Origin of the sequence: Enterobacter adelaidei (assembly GCF_041937165.1) — a bacterium.
GTDB lineage: Bacteria > Pseudomonadota > Gammaproteobacteria > Enterobacterales > Enterobacteriaceae > Enterobacter > Enterobacter adelaidei.
This window is the reverse complement of the sequence record NZ_CP154353.1, coordinates 1,205,314-1,225,030: the sequence shown is the minus strand read 5'-3', so window position 1 is coordinate 1,225,030 and position 19,717 is coordinate 1,205,314. Positions and strand designations below refer to the sequence as shown.

The 19,717-nt window shown below is 53.3% G+C and carries 19 protein-coding genes; 18 read left to right on the top strand and 1 reads right to left on the bottom strand.

The genetic code is table 11. From position 1 onward, the window contains the following. Position 1: 1 nt before the first annotated feature. From lnt to rihA, 6 genes are all read left to right on the top strand, one after another. Positions 2-1,540, top strand: coding sequence for an apolipoprotein N-acyltransferase (gene lnt / locus AAHF05_RS05925; protein WP_129323568.1), 1,539 nt, complete (start codon positions 2-4; stop codon positions 1,538-1,540). 384 nt (positions 1,541-1,924) lie between these two features. Beyond that, positions 1,925-2,830, top strand: coding sequence for an amino acid ABC transporter substrate-binding protein (locus tag AAHF05_RS05920; RefSeq protein ID WP_014069338.1), 906 nt, complete (start codon positions 1,925-1,927; stop codon positions 2,828-2,830). Positions 2,831-2,985: 155 nt separating this feature from the next. Beyond that, positions 2,986-3,726: a glutamate/aspartate ABC transporter permease GltJ gene (gene gltJ, locus AAHF05_RS05915; protein WP_028019467.1), complete on the top strand. Its 741-nt coding sequence runs from the start codon at positions 2,986-2,988 to the stop codon at positions 3,724-3,726. Next, complete coding sequence (gltK, locus tag AAHF05_RS05910; protein ID WP_049007958.1) at positions 3,726-4,400, top strand: glutamate/aspartate ABC transporter permease GltK; 675 nt, start codon at positions 3,726-3,728, stop codon at positions 4,398-4,400. Before gltJ ends, gltK begins: the two co-directional genes overlap by 1 nt. Then, complete coding sequence (locus tag AAHF05_RS05905) at positions 4,400-5,125, top strand: amino acid ABC transporter ATP-binding protein (protein ID WP_014883001.1); 726 nt, start codon at positions 4,400-4,402, stop codon at positions 5,123-5,125. The genes gltK and AAHF05_RS05905 overlap by 1 nt, the downstream gene beginning before the upstream one ends. Before the next feature lie 120 nt (positions 5,126-5,245). Beyond that, complete coding sequence (gene rihA, locus AAHF05_RS05900; protein WP_028019468.1) at positions 5,246-6,187, top strand: pyrimidine-specific ribonucleoside hydrolase RihA; 942 nt, start codon at positions 5,246-5,248, stop codon at positions 6,185-6,187. Between the two features lie 79 nt (positions 6,188-6,266). Here the strand turns inward: rihA and AAHF05_RS05895 are convergent, their stop codons facing one another. Then, positions 6,267-6,749 carry a zinc ribbon-containing protein gene (locus AAHF05_RS05895; RefSeq protein ID WP_028019469.1) on the bottom strand — a complete coding sequence of 161 codons (483 nt, stop codon included), beginning with the start codon at positions 6,747-6,749 and terminating at the stop codon, positions 6,267-6,269. A gap of 214 nt (positions 6,750-6,963) precedes the next feature. On the opposite strand from AAHF05_RS05895, the gene leuS reads away from it, so the two are divergent. The 12 genes from leuS to lipB all read left to right on the top strand — a co-directional run bounded on the left by leuS (position 6,964) and on the right by lipB (position 19,508). After that, positions 6,964-9,546, top strand: a complete 2,583-nt coding sequence (leuS, locus tag AAHF05_RS05890) for a leucine--tRNA ligase (RefSeq protein ID WP_032667025.1) — start codon at positions 6,964-6,966, stop codon at positions 9,544-9,546. Between the two features lie 14 nt (positions 9,547-9,560). After that, complete coding sequence (lptE, locus tag AAHF05_RS05885; protein WP_028019471.1) at positions 9,561-10,130, top strand: LPS assembly lipoprotein LptE; 570 nt, start codon at positions 9,561-9,563, stop codon at positions 10,128-10,130. After that, on the top strand, positions 10,130-11,161 hold the full coding sequence (gene holA, locus AAHF05_RS05880; RefSeq protein WP_129323628.1) for a DNA polymerase III subunit delta: 1,032 nt from the start codon (positions 10,130-10,132) through the stop codon (positions 11,159-11,161). The genes lptE and holA overlap by 1 nt, the downstream gene beginning before the upstream one ends. Continuing rightward, on the top strand, positions 11,154-11,819 hold the full coding sequence (gene nadD, locus AAHF05_RS05875) for a nicotinate-nucleotide adenylyltransferase (protein ID WP_164989092.1): 666 nt from the start codon (positions 11,154-11,156) through the stop codon (positions 11,817-11,819). The genes holA and nadD overlap by 8 nt, the downstream gene beginning before the upstream one ends. 269 nt (positions 11,820-12,088) lie before the next feature. Continuing rightward, entirely contained in the window at positions 12,089-12,406 is a 318-nt protein-coding gene (gene rsfS / locus AAHF05_RS05870) for a ribosome silencing factor (protein WP_003858696.1), read from the top strand. A 3-nt stretch (positions 12,407-12,409) separates the two neighbouring features. Beyond that, a complete protein-coding gene (gene rlmH / locus AAHF05_RS05865; protein ID WP_003858701.1) occupies positions 12,410-12,877 on the top strand; it encodes a 23S rRNA (pseudouridine(1915)-N(3))-methyltransferase RlmH in 468 nt (155 codons plus the stop codon). Positions 12,878-12,906: 29 nt separating this feature from the next. After that, on the top strand, positions 12,907-14,808 hold the full coding sequence (gene mrdA / locus AAHF05_RS05860; protein WP_049007948.1) for a peptidoglycan DD-transpeptidase MrdA: 1,902 nt from the start codon (positions 12,907-12,909) through the stop codon (positions 14,806-14,808). Between the two features lie 2 nt (positions 14,809-14,810). Continuing rightward, positions 14,811-15,923 (top strand): peptidoglycan glycosyltransferase MrdB, encoded by a 1,113-nt coding sequence (mrdB, locus tag AAHF05_RS05855; protein ID WP_028019475.1) that lies wholly within the window; start codon positions 14,811-14,813, stop codon positions 15,921-15,923. A gap of 16 nt (positions 15,924-15,939) precedes the next feature. After that, positions 15,940-17,052, top strand: a complete 1,113-nt coding sequence (gene rlpA / locus AAHF05_RS05850; RefSeq protein WP_049007946.1) for an endolytic peptidoglycan transglycosylase RlpA — start codon at positions 15,940-15,942, stop codon at positions 17,050-17,052. A 139-nt stretch (positions 17,053-17,191) separates the two neighbouring features. After that, positions 17,192-18,403 carry a D-alanyl-D-alanine carboxypeptidase DacA gene (gene dacA, locus AAHF05_RS05845; RefSeq protein WP_028019477.1) on the top strand — a complete coding sequence of 404 codons (1,212 nt, stop codon included), beginning with the start codon at positions 17,192-17,194 and terminating at the stop codon, positions 18,401-18,403. 105 nt (positions 18,404-18,508) lie between these two features. Continuing rightward, positions 18,509-18,772, top strand: a complete 264-nt coding sequence (ybeD, locus tag AAHF05_RS05840; RefSeq protein WP_003858718.1) for a DUF493 family protein YbeD — start codon at positions 18,509-18,511, stop codon at positions 18,770-18,772. 94 nt (positions 18,773-18,866) lie between these two features. Beyond that, on the top strand, positions 18,867-19,508 hold the full coding sequence (gene lipB / locus AAHF05_RS05835; protein WP_028019478.1) for a lipoyl(octanoyl) transferase LipB: 642 nt from the start codon (positions 18,867-18,869) through the stop codon (positions 19,506-19,508). Positions 19,509-19,717 lie beyond the last annotated feature (209 nt).

The window sequence follows — 19,717 nt, the reverse complement described above, 5'->3', positions numbered from 1 at the left end:
AATGGCATTTGCCCCACTGCTTGAACGCCAGCGCGTCCGTTTGCTGCTGGCGCTGTTACTCGGAGCCAGCGGTACGCTGGCTTTTTCTCCTTACGATATCTGGCCCGCCGCCATACTCTCCCTGATGGGGCTACAGGGGCTGACCCTGAATCGTCGTCCGGTGCAGGCCGCTGCGATTGGCTACTTCTGGGGGCTGGGGCTGTTTGGCTCTGGCATTAACTGGGTCTATGTCAGCATCGCGCAGTTTGGCGGGATGCCGGGCCCGGTTAACGTCTTCCTGGTTGTGCTGCTTGCCGCGTATCTTTCACTCTATACTGGCCTATTTGCCGGTATTCTTTCCCGCCTGTGGCCGAAAACCAGCTGGGTGCGGGTTGCCATTGCGGCTCCGGTGGTCTGGCAAATTACGGAATTCCTGCGCGGCTGGGTGCTGACCGGTTTCCCGTGGTTGCAGTTCGGATACAGTCAGATTGATGGCCCGTTAAAAGGGCTGGCCCCGGTGATGGGCGTGGAGGCGATTAACTTCCTGTTGATGATTGTCAGTGGCCTGCTGGTGCTTGCGCTTATCACGCGCAACTGGAAACCGCTGGTCACAGCGCTGGTACTGTTCGCCCTGCCTTTCCCGCTGAGTTACATCCAGTGGTTTACGCTGGAGCCAGAACGCGCTACGCAGGTTTCCATGGTGCAGGGTGATATCCCGCAGGCAATGAAGTGGGACGAAAAGCAGCTTATCAACACGCTGAAAATCTATGCCGGTGCGACCGAGCAGGTGATGGGAAAATCCCAGCTGATTATCTGGCCGGAATCCGCCATTCCTGACCTGGAGATCAACCAGCAGCCGTTCCTGAGCATGATGGATAATTTGCTGCGTGCGCGTGGCAGTACGCTGATTACCGGGATTGTCGATGCGCGTCTGAATCCGCAGAACCGTTATGACACGTACAACACGATCATCACGCTCGGCAAGGACAGCGAATACAGCTACAACTCCACTAACCGCTATAACAAAAACCACCTGGTTCCGTTTGGTGAATTTGTCCCGCTGGAGTCCATTCTGCGCCCGCTGGCACCGTTCTTTGACCTGCCGATGTCCTCTTTCAGCCGTGGTCCATACGTTCAGCCACAGCTGCATGCGCACGGTTTTGCCCTGACCGCCGCCATTTGCTACGAAATTATCCTCGGCGAGCAGGTACGCGATAACTTCCGCCCGGATACGGACTTCCTTCTGACCATCTCCAATGACGCGTGGTTTGGTAAGTCGATTGGCCCATGGCAACACTTCCAGATGGCGCGAATGCGTTCCCTGGAGTTGGCGCGTCCACTGCTGCGTAGCACCAACAACGGCATCACCGCCGTAATTGGCCCACAGGGTGAAATTCAGGCCATGATCCCGCAGTTTACCCGTGAGGTGCTGACCACCAACGTCACGCCAACCACGGGACTGACGCCGTACGCCCGCACCGGCAACTGGCCGCTGTGGATCCTGACCGCGCTGTTTGGTTTTGGTGCGGTGTTGATGAGTCTTCGTCAGCGTCGTAAATAACCTTACCTTATGTTGCCGGGTGGCGTTGACGCTTACCCGGTCAACTTTTCCATACTGTTGCTACCATCCTACCATCCCCTCCAGACTCCAATTCTGGCACGCCTATTGCTTTGTTTATTCAGGTAAACGCAGTTTGGCTTAACGCGCAACCTGGTCGCACCAGCGTAGATCATCGGTAGCACCGAAACGGTGCAACGAGAGATTTTTGCCTCTGAATGGTGCGGCGCGCTTCGCAAAAATAAACAATAACGCAGCAAAATCTTTACATTAAGCCAGACTAAATGTTAACAAGTTTGCATAACACTGCACTCGCATAGCGCGAGATATAACAACATCACAATGGGTATCAATGCGTCTCTGGCGCTGATAAAAAAGGAGTTGGGTATGCAATTACGTAAACTGGCCACAGCAATGCTGGTGATGGGGATGTCTGCAGGCGTGGTTCACGCTGAAGACGCTCCGGCTGCCGGGAGCACTCTCGACAAGATCGCCAAAAACGGCGTGATCGTGGTCGGCCACCGTGAATCTTCTGTTCCGTTCTCTTACTACGACAACACGCAAAAAGTCGTGGGTTATTCACAGGATTACTCCAACGCCATCGTTGAAGCCGTGAAGAAAAAGCTGAACAAACCTGACCTGCAGGTGAAGCTGATCCCAATCACTTCACAAAACCGTATTCCACTGCTGCAAAACGGCACCTTTGATTTTGAGTGTGGCTCCACCACCAACAACCTTGAGCGTCAGAAACAGGCTGCTTTCTCTGACACCATCTTCGTGGTAGGTACCCGCCTGCTGACCAAAAAAGGCGGCGAGATTAAAGATTTTGCTGACCTGAAAGGCAAAGCGGTCGTTGTCACCTCCGGTACCACCTCAGAAGTGCTGCTGCACAAACTGAATGATGAGAAGAAAATGGATATGCGCATCATCAGCGCGAAAGACCATGGCGACTCCTTCCGTACCCTGGAAAGTGGCCGTGCCGTCGCGTTTATGATGGATGACGCCCTGCTGGCGGGCGAACGCGCGAAAGCGAAGAAACCGGACAACTGGGAAATCGTCGGAACTGCACAGTCAAAAGAAGCTTATGGCTGCATGCTGCGTAAAGACGACGCTGAGTTCAAAAAACTGATCGATGACACCATCGCCCAGGCACAAACTTCCGGCGAAGCGGAAAAATGGTTCGACAAGTGGTTCAAGAACCCAATTCCACCAAAAAACCTGAACATGAACTTTGAACTGTCAGACGACATGAAAGCACTGTTCAAATCACCAAACGACAAGGCTCTTAACTAATTAGAACAACAGGGGCGGGATCTCCTGCCCTCTCGATTGTCGGGAAGCATGGACAGACTATACGTTGAGTGGTCGTTCCCCACTCAGCGCGAAAAATGAGCTTCTCACCAATCTTCGAGGGTAGCGCTGCTACCCTTTTTTTTCTGGAGTTTATTATGTCAATAGACTGGAACTGGGGCATCTTTCTGCAACAAGCCCCGTTCGGCAACACCACCTATCTTGGCTGGTTATGGAGCGGCTTTCAGGTCACTGTCGCTTTATCCATAACGGCATGGATCATCGCATTTCTTGTCGGCTCGCTGTTCGGTATTTTGCGTACCGTCCCTAACCGCTTTCTTTCAACCCTCGGCACCTTGTACGTTGAACTGTTTCGTAACGTTCCGCTGATTGTGCAGTTCTTTACCTGGTATCTGGTGATTCCTGAACTGCTGCCGGAAAATATTGGCATGTGGTTCAAGTCGGAACTGGATCCTAACGTTCAGTTCTTTGTCTCCTCGATGCTCTGTCTGGGGCTGTTTACCGCTGCGCGCGTGTGCGAGCAGGTGCGTGCCGCCATTCAGTCATTGCCACGTGGACAAAAAAATGCAGGTCTGGCGATGGGTTTAACGCTGCCACAAACCTACCGTTACGTGCTGCTGCCTAACGCCTACCGCGTTATCGTTCCACCGATGACCTCTGAGATGATGAACCTGGTGAAAAACTCGGCCATCGCCTCGACCATCGGCCTGGTGGATATGGCTGCGCAGGCGGGTAAGCTGCTGGATTACTCCGCCCATGCGTGGGAATCCTTCACCGCAATCACGCTCGCCTATGTTCTGATTAACGCTTTCATCATGCTGGTGATGAACCTGGTTGAACGCAAAATTCGCCTGCCGGGCAATCTGGGAGGTAAATAATGTACGATTTTGACTGGAGTTCTATCGTTCCCTCCATGCCATACCTGCTGGATGGCCTGGTAATTACCCTTAAAATAACCATCGTTGCAATCATTATTGGTATTGTCTGGGGAACCCTGCTGGCGGTCATGCGCCTGTCGAGCTTTAAGCCGCTCGCCTGGTTCGCAACGACCTACGTTAACGTTTTCCGTTCCATTCCGCTGGTGATGGTGCTGCTGTGGTTTTACCTGATTGTTCCCGGCTTCCTGCAGAACGTGCTGGGGCTGTCACCGAAAACCGATATCCGCCTGATCTCGGCGATGGTGGCGTTCTCCATGTTTGAGGCCGCTTACTATTCAGAGATTATCCGTGCGGGTATCCAGAGTATTTCTCGTGGACAATCCAGTGCCGCCCTGGCGCTGGGGATGACACACTGGCAGTCCATGCAGCTCATCATTCTGCCGCAGGCGTTTCGCGCCATGGTTCCACTCCTGCTGACTCAGGGTATCGTGCTGTTCCAGGATACCTCTCTGGTATATGTACTCAGCCTGGCAGACTTCTTCCGTACCGCCTCCACCATCGGTGAGCGTGATGGTACGCAGGTCGAGATGGTGCTCTTTGCGGGTGCGGTCTATTTTGTGATTAGTTTAAGCGCGTCGCTGTTGGTCAGTTGGCTGAAGAAAAGGACGGTATAATGATTTCCCTGAAAAATGTTTCTAAATGGTATGGGCACTTTCAGGTGCTGACCGACTGCTCCACCGAAGTGAAAAAAGGCGATGTGGTGGTAGTGTGCGGACCGTCAGGTTCCGGTAAATCCACGCTGATCAAAACCGTCAACGGACTGGAGCCGGTGCAGCAGGGTGAGATCGTCGTCAATGGCACTAAAGTCAATGACAAAAAAACCAATCTCGCCCAGCTTCGCTCTCACGTTGGCATGGTGTTCCAGCATTTTGAGCTGTTCCCTCACCTCTCCATTATTGAGAACCTGACGCTGGCGCAGGTAAAAGTGCTTAAGCGCGATAAAAAAGCGTCGCGCGAGAAAGGGCTGAAACTCCTGGAACGCGTTGGGCTCTCTGCGCATGCCGATAAGTTTCCGGCACAGCTATCTGGCGGCCAACAGCAGCGTGTGGCGATCGCCCGCGCGCTGTGCATGGATCCGGTGGCAATGCTGTTTGATGAGCCAACGTCGGCGCTCGATCCAGAGATGATCAACGAAGTGCTGGACGTCATGGTCGAACTGGCACACGAAGGGATGACCATGATGGTGGTGACCCACGAAATGGGCTTCGCCCGCAAAGTAGCAAACCGCGTGATCTTTATGGACGAAGGGAAGATCGTGGAAGACTCACCGAAAGAAGAGTTTTTCGCTAACCCGAAATCAGAACGTGCAAAAGACTTCCTTGCCAAAATTCTGCATTAATCTTCTCAGTGCGCAATCTGCAGATTGCGCACTGCTTCACGCTTTCACTCACTTCCTCTCGTCGGCGTCACATTGCAGCGTTAACCTTGTCACAAAATAACGCTACGTATGGAGAACGCTATGGCACAGCCTATTATTCTCGATTGCGATCCGGGTCATGATGACGCGATCGCGCTCGTCCTCGCTCTTGCCTCCCCTGAACTTGACGTCAAAGCCGTTACCTCGTCCGCCGGAAACCAGACGCCTGAAAAAACCCTGCGCAACGTGCTGCGCATGCTAACACTGCTTAAACGCACCGATATTCCTGTCGCTGGCGGTGCCGTGAAGCCGCTGATGCGAGAGCTGATCATTGCCGACAACGTTCACGGTGAGAGCGGGCTGGACGGCCCGGCACTGCCGGAGCCGGGTTTCGCACCGCAACACTGCACTGCCGTGGAACTGATGGCGAAGGTGCTGCATGAAAGTGCCGAGCCGGTAACGCTGGTGGCAACCGGTCCGCAAACCAACGTTGCGTTGCTGCTTAACAGTCATCCAGAGCTGCACAGTAAAATTTCCCGTATCGTGATAATGGGTGGCGCAATGGGGCTGGGTAACTGGACGCCTGCGGCGGAGTTCAACATCTTTGTCGACCCGGAAGCCGCTGAGATTGTCTTCCAGTCCGGCTTGCCGGTTGTGATGGCGGGACTGGACGTTACCCATCGAGCGCAGATTATGGCGGACGATATTGAGCGTTTCCGCTCGGTGGGCAACCCGGTTGCGACAACTGTGGCCGAACTGCTCGACTTCTTTATGGAATATCACAAAGCCGAGAAGTGGGGCTTCCACGGCGCGCCCCTGCATGATCCATGCACCATTGCCTGGCTACTGAAGCCGGAGATGTTTACCACAGTGGAACGCTGGGTCGGCGTGGAGACGCAGGGGAAATATACCCAGGGGATGACAGTAGTGGATTACTACTCACTGACGGGAAATGCGCCGAATACCACGGTGATGGTGGATATCGATCGGCAGGCGTTTGTGGATTTGCTGGCGGAGAGGCTCAAGTACTACGCTGCGGCCTGATGCCCTCACCCTACCCCTCTCCCAAGGTGAGAGGGGGCAGACACTAAAAACGGCAACATAGTTGCCGTTTTACTTTTATTTATGGCTCAAACGGTCGACGCTGAAACTGATCGTGCCCACATTTCGGACATAACGGCAGCACTTCCGGCGTATACACTGCAATATGGTGATGGCATTTCTCGCAGACCAGATTCCCCAGGCCAACCACTTCACCGCTGTGATACACACCATGATGGTTCAGATCCTGAAACACCTCGCGCCACTCCAGCTGCGTTTTATCGGTGATATCCACCAGTTCCTGCCACAGGCTCTCTTTAATCACCCGCATAAATACGCTGTCAGTGACCTCATCCTGGCTCTCCTGGTAGCTGCGTGCGAATTCTTCCAGGTCACGGCGTACCGCGCGGGTGACCTCTTCAACTTCGGTGCGCGTTAACTCACCCGTTTGCGTCACGCGGGCACGAGCCTGCTCCACCAGCGCGTCAATATCGCGCTCGCCGTTACGCAGCCGTTCCGTCAGTGTCGCCACCAGTTCGCGGTAAAATTGAGCAACCTTGTTCATCATTTTGCCTCCCGGGTAAGTAACTATTTCTAATAATAGACCTTATTTCGTCGCCGCTTTGTCAGGTGAAGCACAGACCCGGTAAATTCCTGCAATGTGCATTTGTGCGAAAGGCTGTTTTGACGCGGACGTTTGGGCTATGCTATGCGGATCTGAAATACCACATCCATTGGCTACATTTGTAGCTGTATTGAAAACAGGACCACTGGCTGCCATGCAAGAGCAATACCGCCCGGAAGAGATAGAATCAAAAGTCCAGCAACACTGGGACGAGAAGCGCACCTTTGAAGTAACCGAAGACGAGAGCAAAGAGAAGTATTACTGCCTGTCGATGCTTCCCTATCCTTCTGGTCGACTACACATGGGCCACGTGCGTAACTACACCATTGGTGATGTGATCGCCCGCTACCAGCGTATGCTGGGCAAAAACGTTCTTCAGCCAATCGGCTGGGATGCGTTCGGTCTGCCTGCTGAAGGCGCTGCGGTAAAAAACAACACCGCACCTGCCCCATGGACGTATGACAACATCGCGTACATGAAAAACCAGCTTAAAATGCTGGGCTTTGGCTATGACTGGAGCCGCGAGCTGGCAACCTGCACCCCGGAATACTATCGCTGGGAACAGAAATTCTTCACCGAGCTGTACAAAAAAGGCCTGGTGTATAAGAAGACCTCTGCTGTTAACTGGTGTCCAAATGACCAGACTGTTCTCGCGAACGAACAGGTTATTGATGGCTGCTGCTGGCGTTGTGATACCAAAGTTGAGCGTAAAGAGATCCCACAGTGGTTTATCAAAATCACAGCCTATGCTGACGAACTGCTGAACGATCTGGATACGCTGGATCACTGGCCAGATACCGTTAAAACCATGCAGCGCAACTGGATCGGCCGTTCTGAAGGCGTGGAGATCACCTTCAACGTTGAGAACTACGACCAGACCCTGACCGTCTACACCACCCGTCCAGACACCTTCATGGGCGCGACCTACCTGGCCGTGGCTGCGGGTCACCCGCTGGCGCAGAAAGCAGCCGAAAACAATCCGGAGCTGGCGACCTTCATCGACGAATGCCGCAATACCAAAGTGGCCGAAGCCGACATGGCGACGATGGAGAAAAAAGGTGTAGCGACAGGCTTCTATGCTAAGCACCCACTGACAGGCGAAGCGATCCCTGTCTGGGCCGCGAACTTCGTTCTGATGGAATACGGTACAGGTGCAGTCATGGCTGTTCCAGGCCACGATCAGCGCGACTACGAGTTTGCGACCAAATACAGCCTTCCGATTAAAGCCGTTATCCTGGCCGCCGATGGTTCTGAACCAGACCTGTCCGCGCAAGCGCTGACTGAAAAAGGCACCCTGTTTAACTCCGGTGAATTCAGCGGACTGAGCTTCGAAGACGGTTTTAATGCCATTGCAGACAAACTGGCCTCTCTGGGCGTGGGCGAGCGTAAAGTTAACTTCCGTCTGCGCGATTGGGGCGTTTCCCGTCAGCGTTACTGGGGTGCACCAATCCCAATGGTGACGCTGGAAGACGGCACCGTGATGCCAACGCCGGAAGATCAACTGCCGGTGATCCTGCCAGAAGACGTGGTCATGGACGGCATCACCAGCCCGATCAAAGCCGATCCTGAGTGGGCAAAAACCACCGTCAACGGCCAGCCTGCGCTGCGTGAAACCGACACCTTCGACACCTTTATGGAGTCCTCCTGGTACTATGCGCGTTACACCTGCCCGCAGTATAAAGAGGGTATGCTGGACTCTGATGCAGCGAACTACTGGCTGCCGGTAGACATTTACATCGGTGGTATCGAACATGCCATCATGCACCTGCTCTACTTCCGCTTCTTCCACAAACTGATGCGCGATGCCGGCATGGTTAACTCTGACGAACCGGCAAAACAGCTGCTGTGTCAGGGTATGGTACTGGCTGATGCCTTCTACTACGTGGGTGCTAACGGCGAGCGTAACTGGGTTTCTCCGGTTGATGCTATCGTTGAGCGTGACGAGAAAGGCCGCATTGTGAAGGCGAAAGACGCCGAAGGTCATGAACTGGTCTATACCGGCATGAGCAAGATGTCTAAATCCAAAAACAACGGCATCGACCCACAGGTGATGGTTGAACGTTACGGCGCGGATACCGTGCGTCTGTTCATGATGTTTGCTTCTCCGGCAGACATGACCCTGGAGTGGCAGGAATCGGGTGTGGAAGGTGCAAACCGCTTCCTGAAACGCGTCTGGAAACTGGTTTACGAACACACTGCACAGGGTGATGCTCCTGCACTGAACGCCGCTGCACTGACAGAAGATCAGCAGGCGCTGCGTCGTGATGTTCATAAAACGATTGCGAAAGTGACCGATGATATTGGTCGTCGTCAGACCTTTAACACTGCAATTGCAGCTATTATGGAACTGATGAATAAGCTGGCGAAAGCTCCGCAGGACGGCGAGCAGGATCGTGCCTTAATGCGTGAAGCGTTGCTGGCCGTCGTTCGCATGCTTAACCCGTTCACTCCGCACGTTAGCTTCACCCTGTGGCAGGAGCTGAAAGGCGAAGGCGATATCGACAATGCGCCATGGCCACAGGCCGACGAAGCTGCGATGGTGGAAAACACTACGCTGGTTGTCGTTCAGGTAAACGGCAAAGTACGCGGTAAAATTACCGTGGCGGTCGATGCAACCGAAGAACAGGTTCGCGAACGCGCGGGCCAGGAACCTCTGGTCGCAAAATATCTTGAGGGCGTTACCGTACGTAAAGTGATCTACGTACCGGGTAAATTGCTGAATCTGGTCGTTGGCTAAGCGCGGGAGGAAACGTGCGACAACTGGCAACAATACTCTTATCTCTGGCGGTGCTTGTCACCGCTGGCTGTGGCTGGCACCTGCGCAATACCACGGCGGTGCCTGCTCAGATGAAAACGATGATCTTTGATTCCGGGGATCCGAATGGCCCACTCAGCCGGGCAATTCGTAACCAGCTGCGTCTGAACGGTGTTGAAATTGTTGAGAAACAAACGCTTCGCCAGGATGTACCGTCTCTGCGTGTGATAGGAGGCGGTCTGTCGAGAGATACAGCCTCTATCTTCCAGGATGGCCGCACCGCAGAGTATCAGATGGTGTTAACGGTCGATGCGGCAGTTCTGATCCCGGGTAAAGATATTTATCCGATCAGCACGAAAGTGTACCGTTCGTTCTTCGATAACCCGCAGACGGCGCTGGCAAAAGATGCCGAACAGCAGATTATTATCAACGAAATGTACGACAAGGCAGCGGAACAGCTGATCCGTAAACTGCCAAGTGTTGCAGCGTCAACCAAGCAAGGTTCTGACATTGTTGAAAAACCGGTTGCTGGCACGCTTCCCGCTGCTAACTCTCTGGGTAAATGATGATCAGGCTGTATCCTGAACAACTTCGCGCGCAGCTCAATGAAGGGGTGCGCGCGGCGTATTTGCTTCTTGGAAACGATCCGCTATTACTTCAGGAAAGCCTGGATGCCGTGCGCCATGCGGCGGCGGCACAGGGATTTGATGAACATCACACCGTTCAACTGGATAACAACACCGACTGGAACGCCCTCTTCTCGCTTTGCCAGGCGATGAGTCTTTTCGCGTCGCGCCAGACTATCCAGATCCTGCTGCCGGAAAATGGTCCTAACGCGGCCATGAATGAACAACTCGCTACGCTGGTGAGCCTGTTGCACAGCGATCTGCTCTTCATCGTGCGCGGCAACAAGCTCACTAAAGCACAGGAAAATGCAGCCTGGTTTACCCAGCTCGCGGCTCACGCAGTGCTGGTCACCTGTCAGACGCCTGAGCAAACGCATCTACCCAAATGGGTGGCGGCGAGAGCGAAGCAAAACAACCTTCAACTGGATGACGCCGCGAATCAACTGCTTTGCTACTGCTATGAAGGAAATCTGCTGGCCCTGGCTCAGGCGCTTGACAGACTCTCCCTGCTCTGGCCGGATGGTAAACTCACCCTACCGCGTGTCGAACAGGCCGTTAACGATGCCGCGCACTTCACGCCATTCCACTGGGTGGATGCGTTGTTGGCGGCGAAAAGCAAACGCGCCCTGCATATTCTGCAACAACTGCGCCTCGAAGGGAGCGAACCCGTTATTCTGCTACGTACTCTGCAGCGCGAATTACTGCTGCTGATTACGCTAAAGCGTCAGTCTGCCCATACGCCGTTGCGTTCGCTGTTTGATAAACACCGCGTATGGCAAAATCGCCGGGCTATGACGACAGAGGCCATAAACCGCCTGAGTCATGAACAGCTGCGACAGGCTGTTCAGCTGCTGATGCGCGCTGAACTCACATTAAAACAAGATTACGGCCAGTCGGTCTGGGCAGAGCTGGAAAGCCTTTCTCTGCTGCTCTGCCACAAGGCGCTCGCAGACGTATTTATTGATGGATAGCATACATTCTTTACAGGCCCTGTATGGTGGCACCTTCGACCCGGTACATTACGGGCATCTGAAGCCAGTCGAAATTCTGGCGAATCTGATCGGGCTTCAGCGCGTCACCATTATGCCCAATAATGTTCCGCCACACCGTCCCCAGCCTGAGGCGACCAGCGAGCAACGCAAAGAGATGCTGGCCCTGGCCATTGCGGATAAACCGCTTTTCAAACTTGATGAACGGGAGCTACGTCGCGATACTCCCTCCTGGACGTCACAGACGCTGCAGGAGTGGCGGACTGAACAAGGCCCTGACAAGCCGCTGGCCTTCATTATTGGCCAGGATTCACTGCTAAATCTCCCCACATGGCATCAGTATGAAACCATTCTGGAGAACAGCCACCTGCTTGTCTGCCGCCGTCCGGGTTATCCGCTGACGATGCGCGAAGAGCAATATCAGCAATGGCTGGAAGACCATCTCACCGATAATGTTGAAGATCTCCACAATCAGCCTGCCGGGAAAATTTATCTGGCAGAAACACCGTGGTTCGATATCTCTGCGACCCTCATTCGTGAGCGCCTGCAACAGGGCTTAGCGTGTGACGATCTGCTGCCCGCATCGGTACTGGCGTATATTCACGCACATGGGTTGTATCAGAAAAGCGCAGATGCCTGACCCGGGACCATAAAAAGTGGCTTATTGATTATCCTGCCTTGACAGAGTAAGCCATACTGTTATCCTCCGCTGCCAGACTTTCCCGCCGATCATTGCTTTACAGAAATTGTTTTACAAAAATGGCGATGCAATCTCAGGCGGAGGGTGGGATGATACCCGCCTTCAAAAGCCCGGCCGGAGACATTTGTCCCGACACAGGCGCTAGTTCAGGTATACTGTCTGGCCACGAATTCATAGTTATACAATCTCGTTCACCCCAGGGGGAAAACTTGCAGGGTAAAGCACTCCAGGATTTTGTTATTGACAAAATTGATGACCTGAAAGGTCAGGACATCATCGCTATCGACGTTAAGGGTAAATCCAGTATTACCGACTGCATGATTATCTGCACCGGTACTTCTACGCGTCATGTTGTTTCGATTGCCGATCACGTGGTTCAGGAATCACGTGCAGCAGGGCTGTTGCCGCTTGGTGTTGAAGGTGAAGCGACGGCTGACTGGGTGGTTGTCGACCTCGGCGATGTGATTGTCCATGTCATGCAGGAAGAGAGCCGTCGCCTGTATGAGCTGGAAAAACTCTGGGGTTAATGCGTGAAGTTGCAACTGGTCGCCGTCGGCACCAAAATGCCGGACTGGGTACAAACCGGTTTTACTGAGTATCTGCGTCGTTTCCCAAAAGACATGCCGTTCGAACTGGTGGAGATCCCCGCCGGAAAGCGCGGCAAGAACGCCGATATCAAACGTATTCTTGATAAAGAGGGCGAACTGATGCTGGCTGCCGCAGGCAAAAACCGCATCGTCACCCTCGATATTCCAGGAAAGCCCTGGGATACGCCGCAGCTGGCGCACGAACTGGAGCGCTGGAAGCAGGATGGCCGTGACGTCAGTCTGTTGATTGGCGGGCCAGAAGGGTTATCCCCTGCCTGCAAAGCGGCAGCAGAACAAAGTTGGTCTCTCTCCGCGCTGACGCTTCCCCATCCGCTCGTTCGGGTACTGGTGGCAGAAAGCCTGTATCGCGCGTGGAGCATTACGACCAACCACCCCTATCACCGCGAATAGTGACTTGACCAGGGTAGATTAAGCAGCGGATGAAACTACAGAATTCTTTTCGCGACTATACGGCTGAGTCCGCGCTGTTTGTGCGCCGGGCGCTGGTCGCCTTTACGGGGATTTTGCTGCTTACCGGCGTGCTGATCGCCAACCTTTATAATCTGCAAATTGTCCGCTTTACCGATTACCAGACGCGTTCAAACGAAAACCGTATTAAGCTGGTGCCAATCGCGCCCAGCCGCGGCATCATTTACGACCGTAACGGCACACCGCTGGCGTTAAACCGCACCATCTATCAAATAGAGATGATGCCGGAAAAGGTCGATAATGTTCAGGATACGCTGGAAGCGCTGAGAAGCGTTGTCGATCTTAACGATGACGATATCGCCGCTTTCAAAAAAGAACGTGCCCGCTCTCACCGTTTCACCTCCATCCCGGTAAAAACCAATCTGACGGAAGTCCAGGTTGCCCGCTTTGCGGTAAACCAGTACCGTTTCCCCGGCGTGGAAGTGAAAGGTTACAAACGTCGCTACTACCCTTATGGCTCTGCGCTGACGCATGTGATTGGCTACGTTTCCAAAATTAACGATAAAGACGTCGATCGTCTCGATAAAGACGGCAAACTGGCGAACTACGCCGCGACGCACGATATCGGTAAGCTGGGGATTGAACGTTATTACGAAGATGTTCTGCACGGACAGACTGGCTATGAAGAGGTTGAGGTTAACAACCGTGGCCGCGTTATTCGCCAGCTTAAAGAAGTGCCGCCTCAGGCGGGACATGATGTCTATCTGACGCTCGATCTTAAACTTCAGCAGTATATTGAAACCCTGCTGGCAGGCAGCCGAGCAGCCGTTGTGGTCACCGATCCGCGTACCGGTGGCATTCTGGCAATGGTTTCAATGCCAAGTTATGACCCGAACCTGTTTGTCGACGGCATTTCCAGTAAGGACTATTCCGGTCTGCTGAATGACCCTAATACGCCGCTGGTGAACCGCGCGACACAGGGTGTTTACCCGCCAGCGTCAACGGTTAAACCGTACGTGGCGGTTTCTGCATTGAGTGCCGGTGTTATCAACCGTAATACCAGCCTGTTTGACCCGGGCTGGTGGCAGTTGCCTGGTTCTGAAAAACGCTACCGTGACTGGAAAAAATGGGGCCACGGTCATCTGAACGTCACCAAATCGCTGGAGGAGTCTGCGGATACCTTCTTCTATCAGGTGGCGTATGACATGGGGATTGATCGCCTCTCAGAGTGGATGAGCAAATTCGGTTATGGGCACTACACCGGCGTTGACCTTGCAGAAGAACGTTCCGGTAATATGCCAACGCGTGAATGGAAGCTGAAACGCTTTAAAAAACCATGGTATCAGGGCGATACCATTCCGGTGGGTATCGGCCAGGGTTACTGGACAGCAACACCGCTTCAGATGAACAAAGCCATGATGATCCTCATCAATGACGGTGTCGTGAAAGTTCCACACCTGCTACTGAGTACGGTTGAAGACGGTAAAAAAGTGCCCTGGAACCAGCCGCATGAAGCGCCTGTGGGGGATATTCACTCCGGCTTCTGGGAAATCGCTAAAGACGGTATGTATGGCGTAGCAAACCGTCCTAACGGTACCGCGCATAAGTATTTCGCTGGTACGCCGTATAAAGTGGCCGCGAAATCAGGTACTGCGCAGGTGTTTGGTCTGAAAGCCAATGAAACCTATAACGCGCACCGCATTGCCGAAAGACTGCGTGACCATAAACTGATGACGGCATTTGCCCCTTATGATAACCCGCAGGTGGCGGTGGCAATGATTCTGGAGAACGGCGGTGCCGGACCAGCAGTCGGGACCATCATGCGCCAGATCCTTGACCACATTATGCTGGGTGATAACAACACCGAACTGCCGGCTGAAAACCCGGCCGCCGCTGCGGCGGAGGACCAATAATCATGACGGATAATCCAAATAAGAAATCGCTGTGGGATAAAATCCACATCGACCCAGCCATGCTGCTGATCCTGCTGGCTCTGCTGGTTTACAGCGCCCTGGTTATCTGGAGCGCCAGTGGCCAGGACATCGGCATGATGGAGCGCAAAATCGGCCAGATTGCGATGGGTCTGGTCATTATGGTGGTCATGGCGCAGATCCCGCCGCGCGTCTATGAAGGCTGGGCACCGTACCTGTATATATTCTGTATTGTGTTGCTGGTTGCGGTTGACGCCTTCGGCGCTATCTCTAAAGGCGCACAGCGCTGGCTGGATCTGGGTGTGGTTCGCTTCCAGCCTTCTGAAATTGCCAAAATTGCCGTTCCATTGATGGTCGCGCGCTTTATCAACCGTGACGTCTGCCCGCCGTCGCTAAAAAATACCGCCATCGCGCTGGTGCTGATTTTCCTGCCGACACTGCTGGTTGCCGCGCAGCCTGACCTTGGCACCTCAATCTTAATCGCCCTCTCCGGCCTGTTTGTTCTCTTCCTGTCGGGCTTAAGCTGGCGTCTGATTGGTATCGCGGTGGTGCTGATTGCGGCTTTCATCCCCATTCTCTGGTTCTTCCTGATGCATGATTACCAGCGCCAGCGCGTAATGATGTTGCTCGATCCAGAAACCGATCCGCTTGGTGCGGGATATCATATTATTCAGTCCAAGATTGCGATTGGCTCAGGTGGCCTACGCGGTAAAGGCTGGCTACACGGCACCCAGTCTCAGCTGGAATTTTTACCGGAACGCCACACTGACTTTATCTTTGCCGTACTGGCGGAAGAGCTGGGACTGGTTGGCATCTTAATATTGCTGGCGCTCTACGTGCTGCTAATCATGCGCGGATTGTGGATTGCCGCTCGTGCGCAAACCACCTTTGGTCGCGTCATGGCTGGCGGGTTAATGTTGATTTTATTCGTTTATGTCTTCGTAAATATTGGTATGGTGAGTGGTATTCTGCCAGTAGTAGGCGTACCGCTGCCGCTGGTGAGTTACGGAGGCTCGGCACTGATCGTGTTGATGGCCGGGTTTGGTATCGTAATGTCGATCCATACCCACAGAAAAATGTTGTCAAAAAGCGTATAAAAATAAGGGGATCGGAATGCGTAAGCAGTGGCTGGGGATCTGCATCGCGGCAAGTTTACTTGCGGCCTGCACAAGTGATGATGGTCAGCAACAGGCAACCGTCGCGCCACCGCAGCCTGCGGTTTGTAATGGCCCGATCGTTGAAATCAGCGGCGCCGATCCCGTTTATGAACCGCTAAATGCCAGCGCGAATCAGGATTACGAGCGCGACGGCAAAAGCTACAAAATTGTTCAGGATCCTTCTCGTTTCAGTCAGGCAGGCTTTGCCGCCATTTATGATGCTGAACCCGGTAGTAACCTGACTGCATCAGGCGAAGCCTTTGACCCAATGCAGCTTACCGCAGCGCACCCAACGCTGCCGATCCCAAGCTATGCTCGTATAACGAACCTGGCGAATGGGCGAATGATCGTCGTGAAAATTAACGATCGCGGCCCGTACGGTAATGACCGGGTGATATCTCTGTCCCGCGCATCCGCTGACCGCCTGAACACCTCAAACAATACCAAAGTCCGTATTGATCCGATTATTGTAGCGCAGGATGGTTCGCTGTCCGGCCCAGGCACAGCATGTACCACGGTGGCTAAACAGACTTATGCCCTTCCTGACCGCCCAAATCTTGACGGTGGAATGGGGAGCGCCTCTTCACCGGCAGAGCCTGCTCAGCCAGGTGGGGAGATCCGCGCCATCAGCAATGATACCCTGCAAAGCGATGACTCGACCGGCGCACCGGTAAAGAGTAGCGGCTTCCTTGGCGCACCAACGACCTTAGCCGCAGGCGTGCTGGAAGGCAGTGAACCTACACCAGCACCCGCTCCTGTTACCGCTCCGGCTACCCAGCCAGCTCCTGTAACAGCCCCAGCCGTGACGCAAAGTGCGCCAGTTGCTGCTCCAGCAGCGGCCAGTGGCAGCTATGTGGTTCAGGTAGGCGCAGTGAGCGATCAGGCCCGGGCCAAACAGTATCAGCAGCGTCTGAGCCAGCAGTTTGGCGTACCAGGACGCGTTGAGCAGAATGGCGCGGTCTGGCGTATTCAAATGGGGCCGTTTGCCAGCAAATCGCAGGCAGCGTCCTTGCAGCAGCGTCTGCAGAATGAAGCTCAACTTCAGTCATTTATCGCTGTTGCGAAATAATGAACCGGCGGTATCCGAATTGTCAGTTTGTGTAAAACACATTCACAAACTCATGCTTAAAGTCGGATGCCTGCCTGAATAGCATTTGCTATAGTAGGGCACTTTTTTTAATTCCATCACGGATGTCGTAGTTCTGACCATGAAGACCACTTTTTCCGCTCGTTTTGTGCAGCGCATGGCGCTGACCACGGCCCTTTGCGCTACTGCACTCTCTGCAGCTCACGCCGATGACCTGAATATCAAGACCATGATCCCTGGCGTTCCGCAAATTGATGCTGAATCCTACATCCTGATCGACTACAACTCTGGCAAAGTGCTGGCGGAACAGAACGCCGATGCTCGCCGTGACCCGGCTAGCCTGACCAAAATGATGACCAGCTACGTTATCGGCCAGGCGATGAAAGCGGGTAAATTCAAAGAATCAGATCTGGTCACCATCGGTAATGATGCGTGGGCAACCGGGAACCCTGTTTTCAAAGGTTCCTCGCTGATGTTCCTGAAACCAGGTATGCAGGTTCCTGTTTCTCAGTTGATCCGTGGTATCAACCTGCAGTCTGGTAACGATGCCTGCGTAGCCATGGCCGATTTCGCCGCCGGTAGTCAGGATGCCTTCGTAGGTCTGATGAACAGCTATGTTACCGCGCTGGGTCTGAAAAACAGCCATTTCCAGACCGTGCATGGCCTGGACGCCGATGGCCAGTACAGCTCCGCACGTGATATGGCGCTGATTGGTCAGGCACTGATCCGCGACGTACCTAATGAGTACTCCATCTATAAAGAGAAAGAGTTCACCTTCAACGGTATTCGTCAGACCAACCGTAACGGCTTGCTGTGGGATAACAGCCTGAACGTTGACGGCATCAAAACCGGTCACACCGACAAAGCCGGCTACAACCTGGTGGCCTCTGCGACAGAAGGCCAGATGCGCCTGATCTCCGCCGTGATGGGCGGTCGCACCTTTAAAGGCCGTGAAACAGAAAGCAAAAAACTGCTGACCTGGGGCTTCCGTTTCTTCGAAACCGTAAACCCACTGAAAGCAGGTAAAGAGTTTGCTTCTGAACCTGTCTGGTTCGGCGATAACGACCGTGCCTCCCTCGGCGTTGATAAAGACCTGTACCTGACCATTCCACGCGGTCGAATGAAAGATCTGAAAGCCAGCTATGTACTGAACAGCACCGAACTGCATGCGCCACTGCAGAAAAACCAGGTGGTGGGCACGATCAACTTCCAGCTGGATGGCAAGACTATCGATCAGCGTCCACTGGTTGTCCTGCAAGAAATTCCTGAAGGCAATTTCTTCGGCAAAATCATTGATTACATTAAATTGATGTTCCATCACTGGTTTGGTTAAAAATCGAACACTTGAAAGTGTGATTTTGATCCCCATATACTAAGTATCCTGATAACTCCCACCTGACGTGGGAGTTATTCTTTTTGACGTTACGCCGGAGCTGACATGAAAACCAAACTTAACGAACTGCTTGAATTCCCTACCCCGTTTACCTACAAAGTAATGGGTCTGGCGAAACCTGAGCTGGTTGATCAGGTGGTTGAAGTGGTACAGCGCCATGCGCCGGGTGACTACTCTCCGTCAGTAAAACCAAGCAGCAAGGGCAACTACCACTCGGTTTCTATTACCATCACTGCGACTCACATTGAGCAGGTTGAGACGCTGTACGAAGAACTCGGCAATATCGAAATTGTTCGTATGGTGCTGTAGTCCCTTTGAGGTTACCCGCTTTGCCGGGTAACCCCTCTCCCCGCTGTGATATACTCCCTCTCATCTTATGTCCTTCGTCTTCGGAGACGCAGTTTTGTATCAGGATAAAATTCTGGTCCGTCACCTCGGGCTGCAACCTTATGAGCCTGTCTCCCAGGCTATGCATGACTTCACCGATTCACGCGATGACAGCACCCCTGATGAAATCTGGCTGGTCGAACACCTGCCGGTATTTACACAGGGCCAGGCGGGAAAAGCGGAACACTTATTAATGACGGGTGATATCCCGGTTATTCAGAGCGACCGCGGCGGACAGGTAACGTATCACGGGCCGGGGCAGCAGGTGATGTACGTCCTGCTTAATCTGAAGCGCAGAAAACTGGGTGTGCGTGAACTGGTTACCTTACTGGAACACACTGTCGTCAATACGCTGGCGGAATACGGCATTGACGCTCACCCGCGTGCCGATGCACCAGGTGTCTACGTCGGCGAAATGAAGATCTGCTCTCTGGGACTGCGTATTCGAAAAGGTTGTTCATTTCACGGTCTGGCGTTGAATATTAATATGGATCTTACGCCTTTCCAGCGCATAAACCCCTGTGGCTACGCCGGCATGGAAATGACACAAATGTGCCAGTGGGTCGACACGGCTGCGCCAGAAAATATTCGTCCTGTCCTTCTGAAACACATGTTAGCGCTACTTAACAATCCCCCACACGAATATATCCCTGCTTAATATATTATACAACATGGCTCGATAATTTGACGGGCCAGTGTTTATTTACCGCTTTTACGCTTTACAATAAACCACAGATTCTATATTTTCGAAGCGCCCGAATATTACCGTTACATATTATTTAGCCTCCAGCAAGCGCGATACGCAGGATCTAAGTAACTTGAGTGATAATCACACAACTGTTTGTTTTTGATAGACAAGTAAAACAA

Excerpts from the sequence above, each read along its gene's own strand:
- AAHF05_RS05895 (WP_028019469.1), bottom strand. The coding sequence starts at position 6,749 with ATGAACAAGGTTGCTCAATTTTACCGCGAACTGGTGGCGACACTGACG.
- gltJ (WP_028019467.1), top strand. The coding sequence starts at position 2,986 with ATGTCAATAGACTGGAACTGGGGCATCTTTCTGCAACAAGCCCCGTTC.
- dacA (WP_028019477.1), top strand. The coding sequence starts at position 17,192 with ATGAAGACCACTTTTTCCGCTCGTTTTGTGCAGCGCATGGCGCTGACC.
- nadD (WP_164989092.1), top strand. The coding sequence starts at position 11,154 with ATGGATAGCATACATTCTTTACAGGCCCTGTATGGTGGCACCTTCGAC.
- mrdB (WP_028019475.1), top strand. The coding sequence starts at position 14,811 with ATGACGGATAATCCAAATAAGAAATCGCTGTGGGATAAAATCCACATC.
- holA (WP_129323628.1), top strand. The coding sequence starts at position 10,130 with ATGATCAGGCTGTATCCTGAACAACTTCGCGCGCAGCTCAATGAAGGG.
- gltK (WP_049007958.1), top strand. The coding sequence starts at position 3,726 with ATGTACGATTTTGACTGGAGTTCTATCGTTCCCTCCATGCCATACCTG.
- AAHF05_RS05920 (WP_014069338.1), top strand. The coding sequence starts at position 1,925 with ATGCAATTACGTAAACTGGCCACAGCAATGCTGGTGATGGGGATGTCT.
- rlpA (WP_049007946.1), top strand. The coding sequence starts at position 15,940 with ATGCGTAAGCAGTGGCTGGGGATCTGCATCGCGGCAAGTTTACTTGCG.
- AAHF05_RS05905 (WP_014883001.1), top strand. The coding sequence starts at position 4,400 with ATGATTTCCCTGAAAAATGTTTCTAAATGGTATGGGCACTTTCAGGTG.
- rihA (WP_028019468.1), top strand. The coding sequence starts at position 5,246 with ATGGCACAGCCTATTATTCTCGATTGCGATCCGGGTCATGATGACGCG.
- mrdA (WP_049007948.1), top strand. The coding sequence starts at position 12,907 with ATGAAACTACAGAATTCTTTTCGCGACTATACGGCTGAGTCCGCGCTG.
- ybeD (WP_003858718.1), top strand. The coding sequence starts at position 18,509 with ATGAAAACCAAACTTAACGAACTGCTTGAATTCCCTACCCCGTTTACC.
- leuS (WP_032667025.1), top strand. The coding sequence starts at position 6,964 with ATGCAAGAGCAATACCGCCCGGAAGAGATAGAATCAAAAGTCCAGCAA.
- lnt (WP_129323568.1), top strand. The coding sequence starts at position 2 with ATGGCATTTGCCCCACTGCTTGAACGCCAGCGCGTCCGTTTGCTGCTG.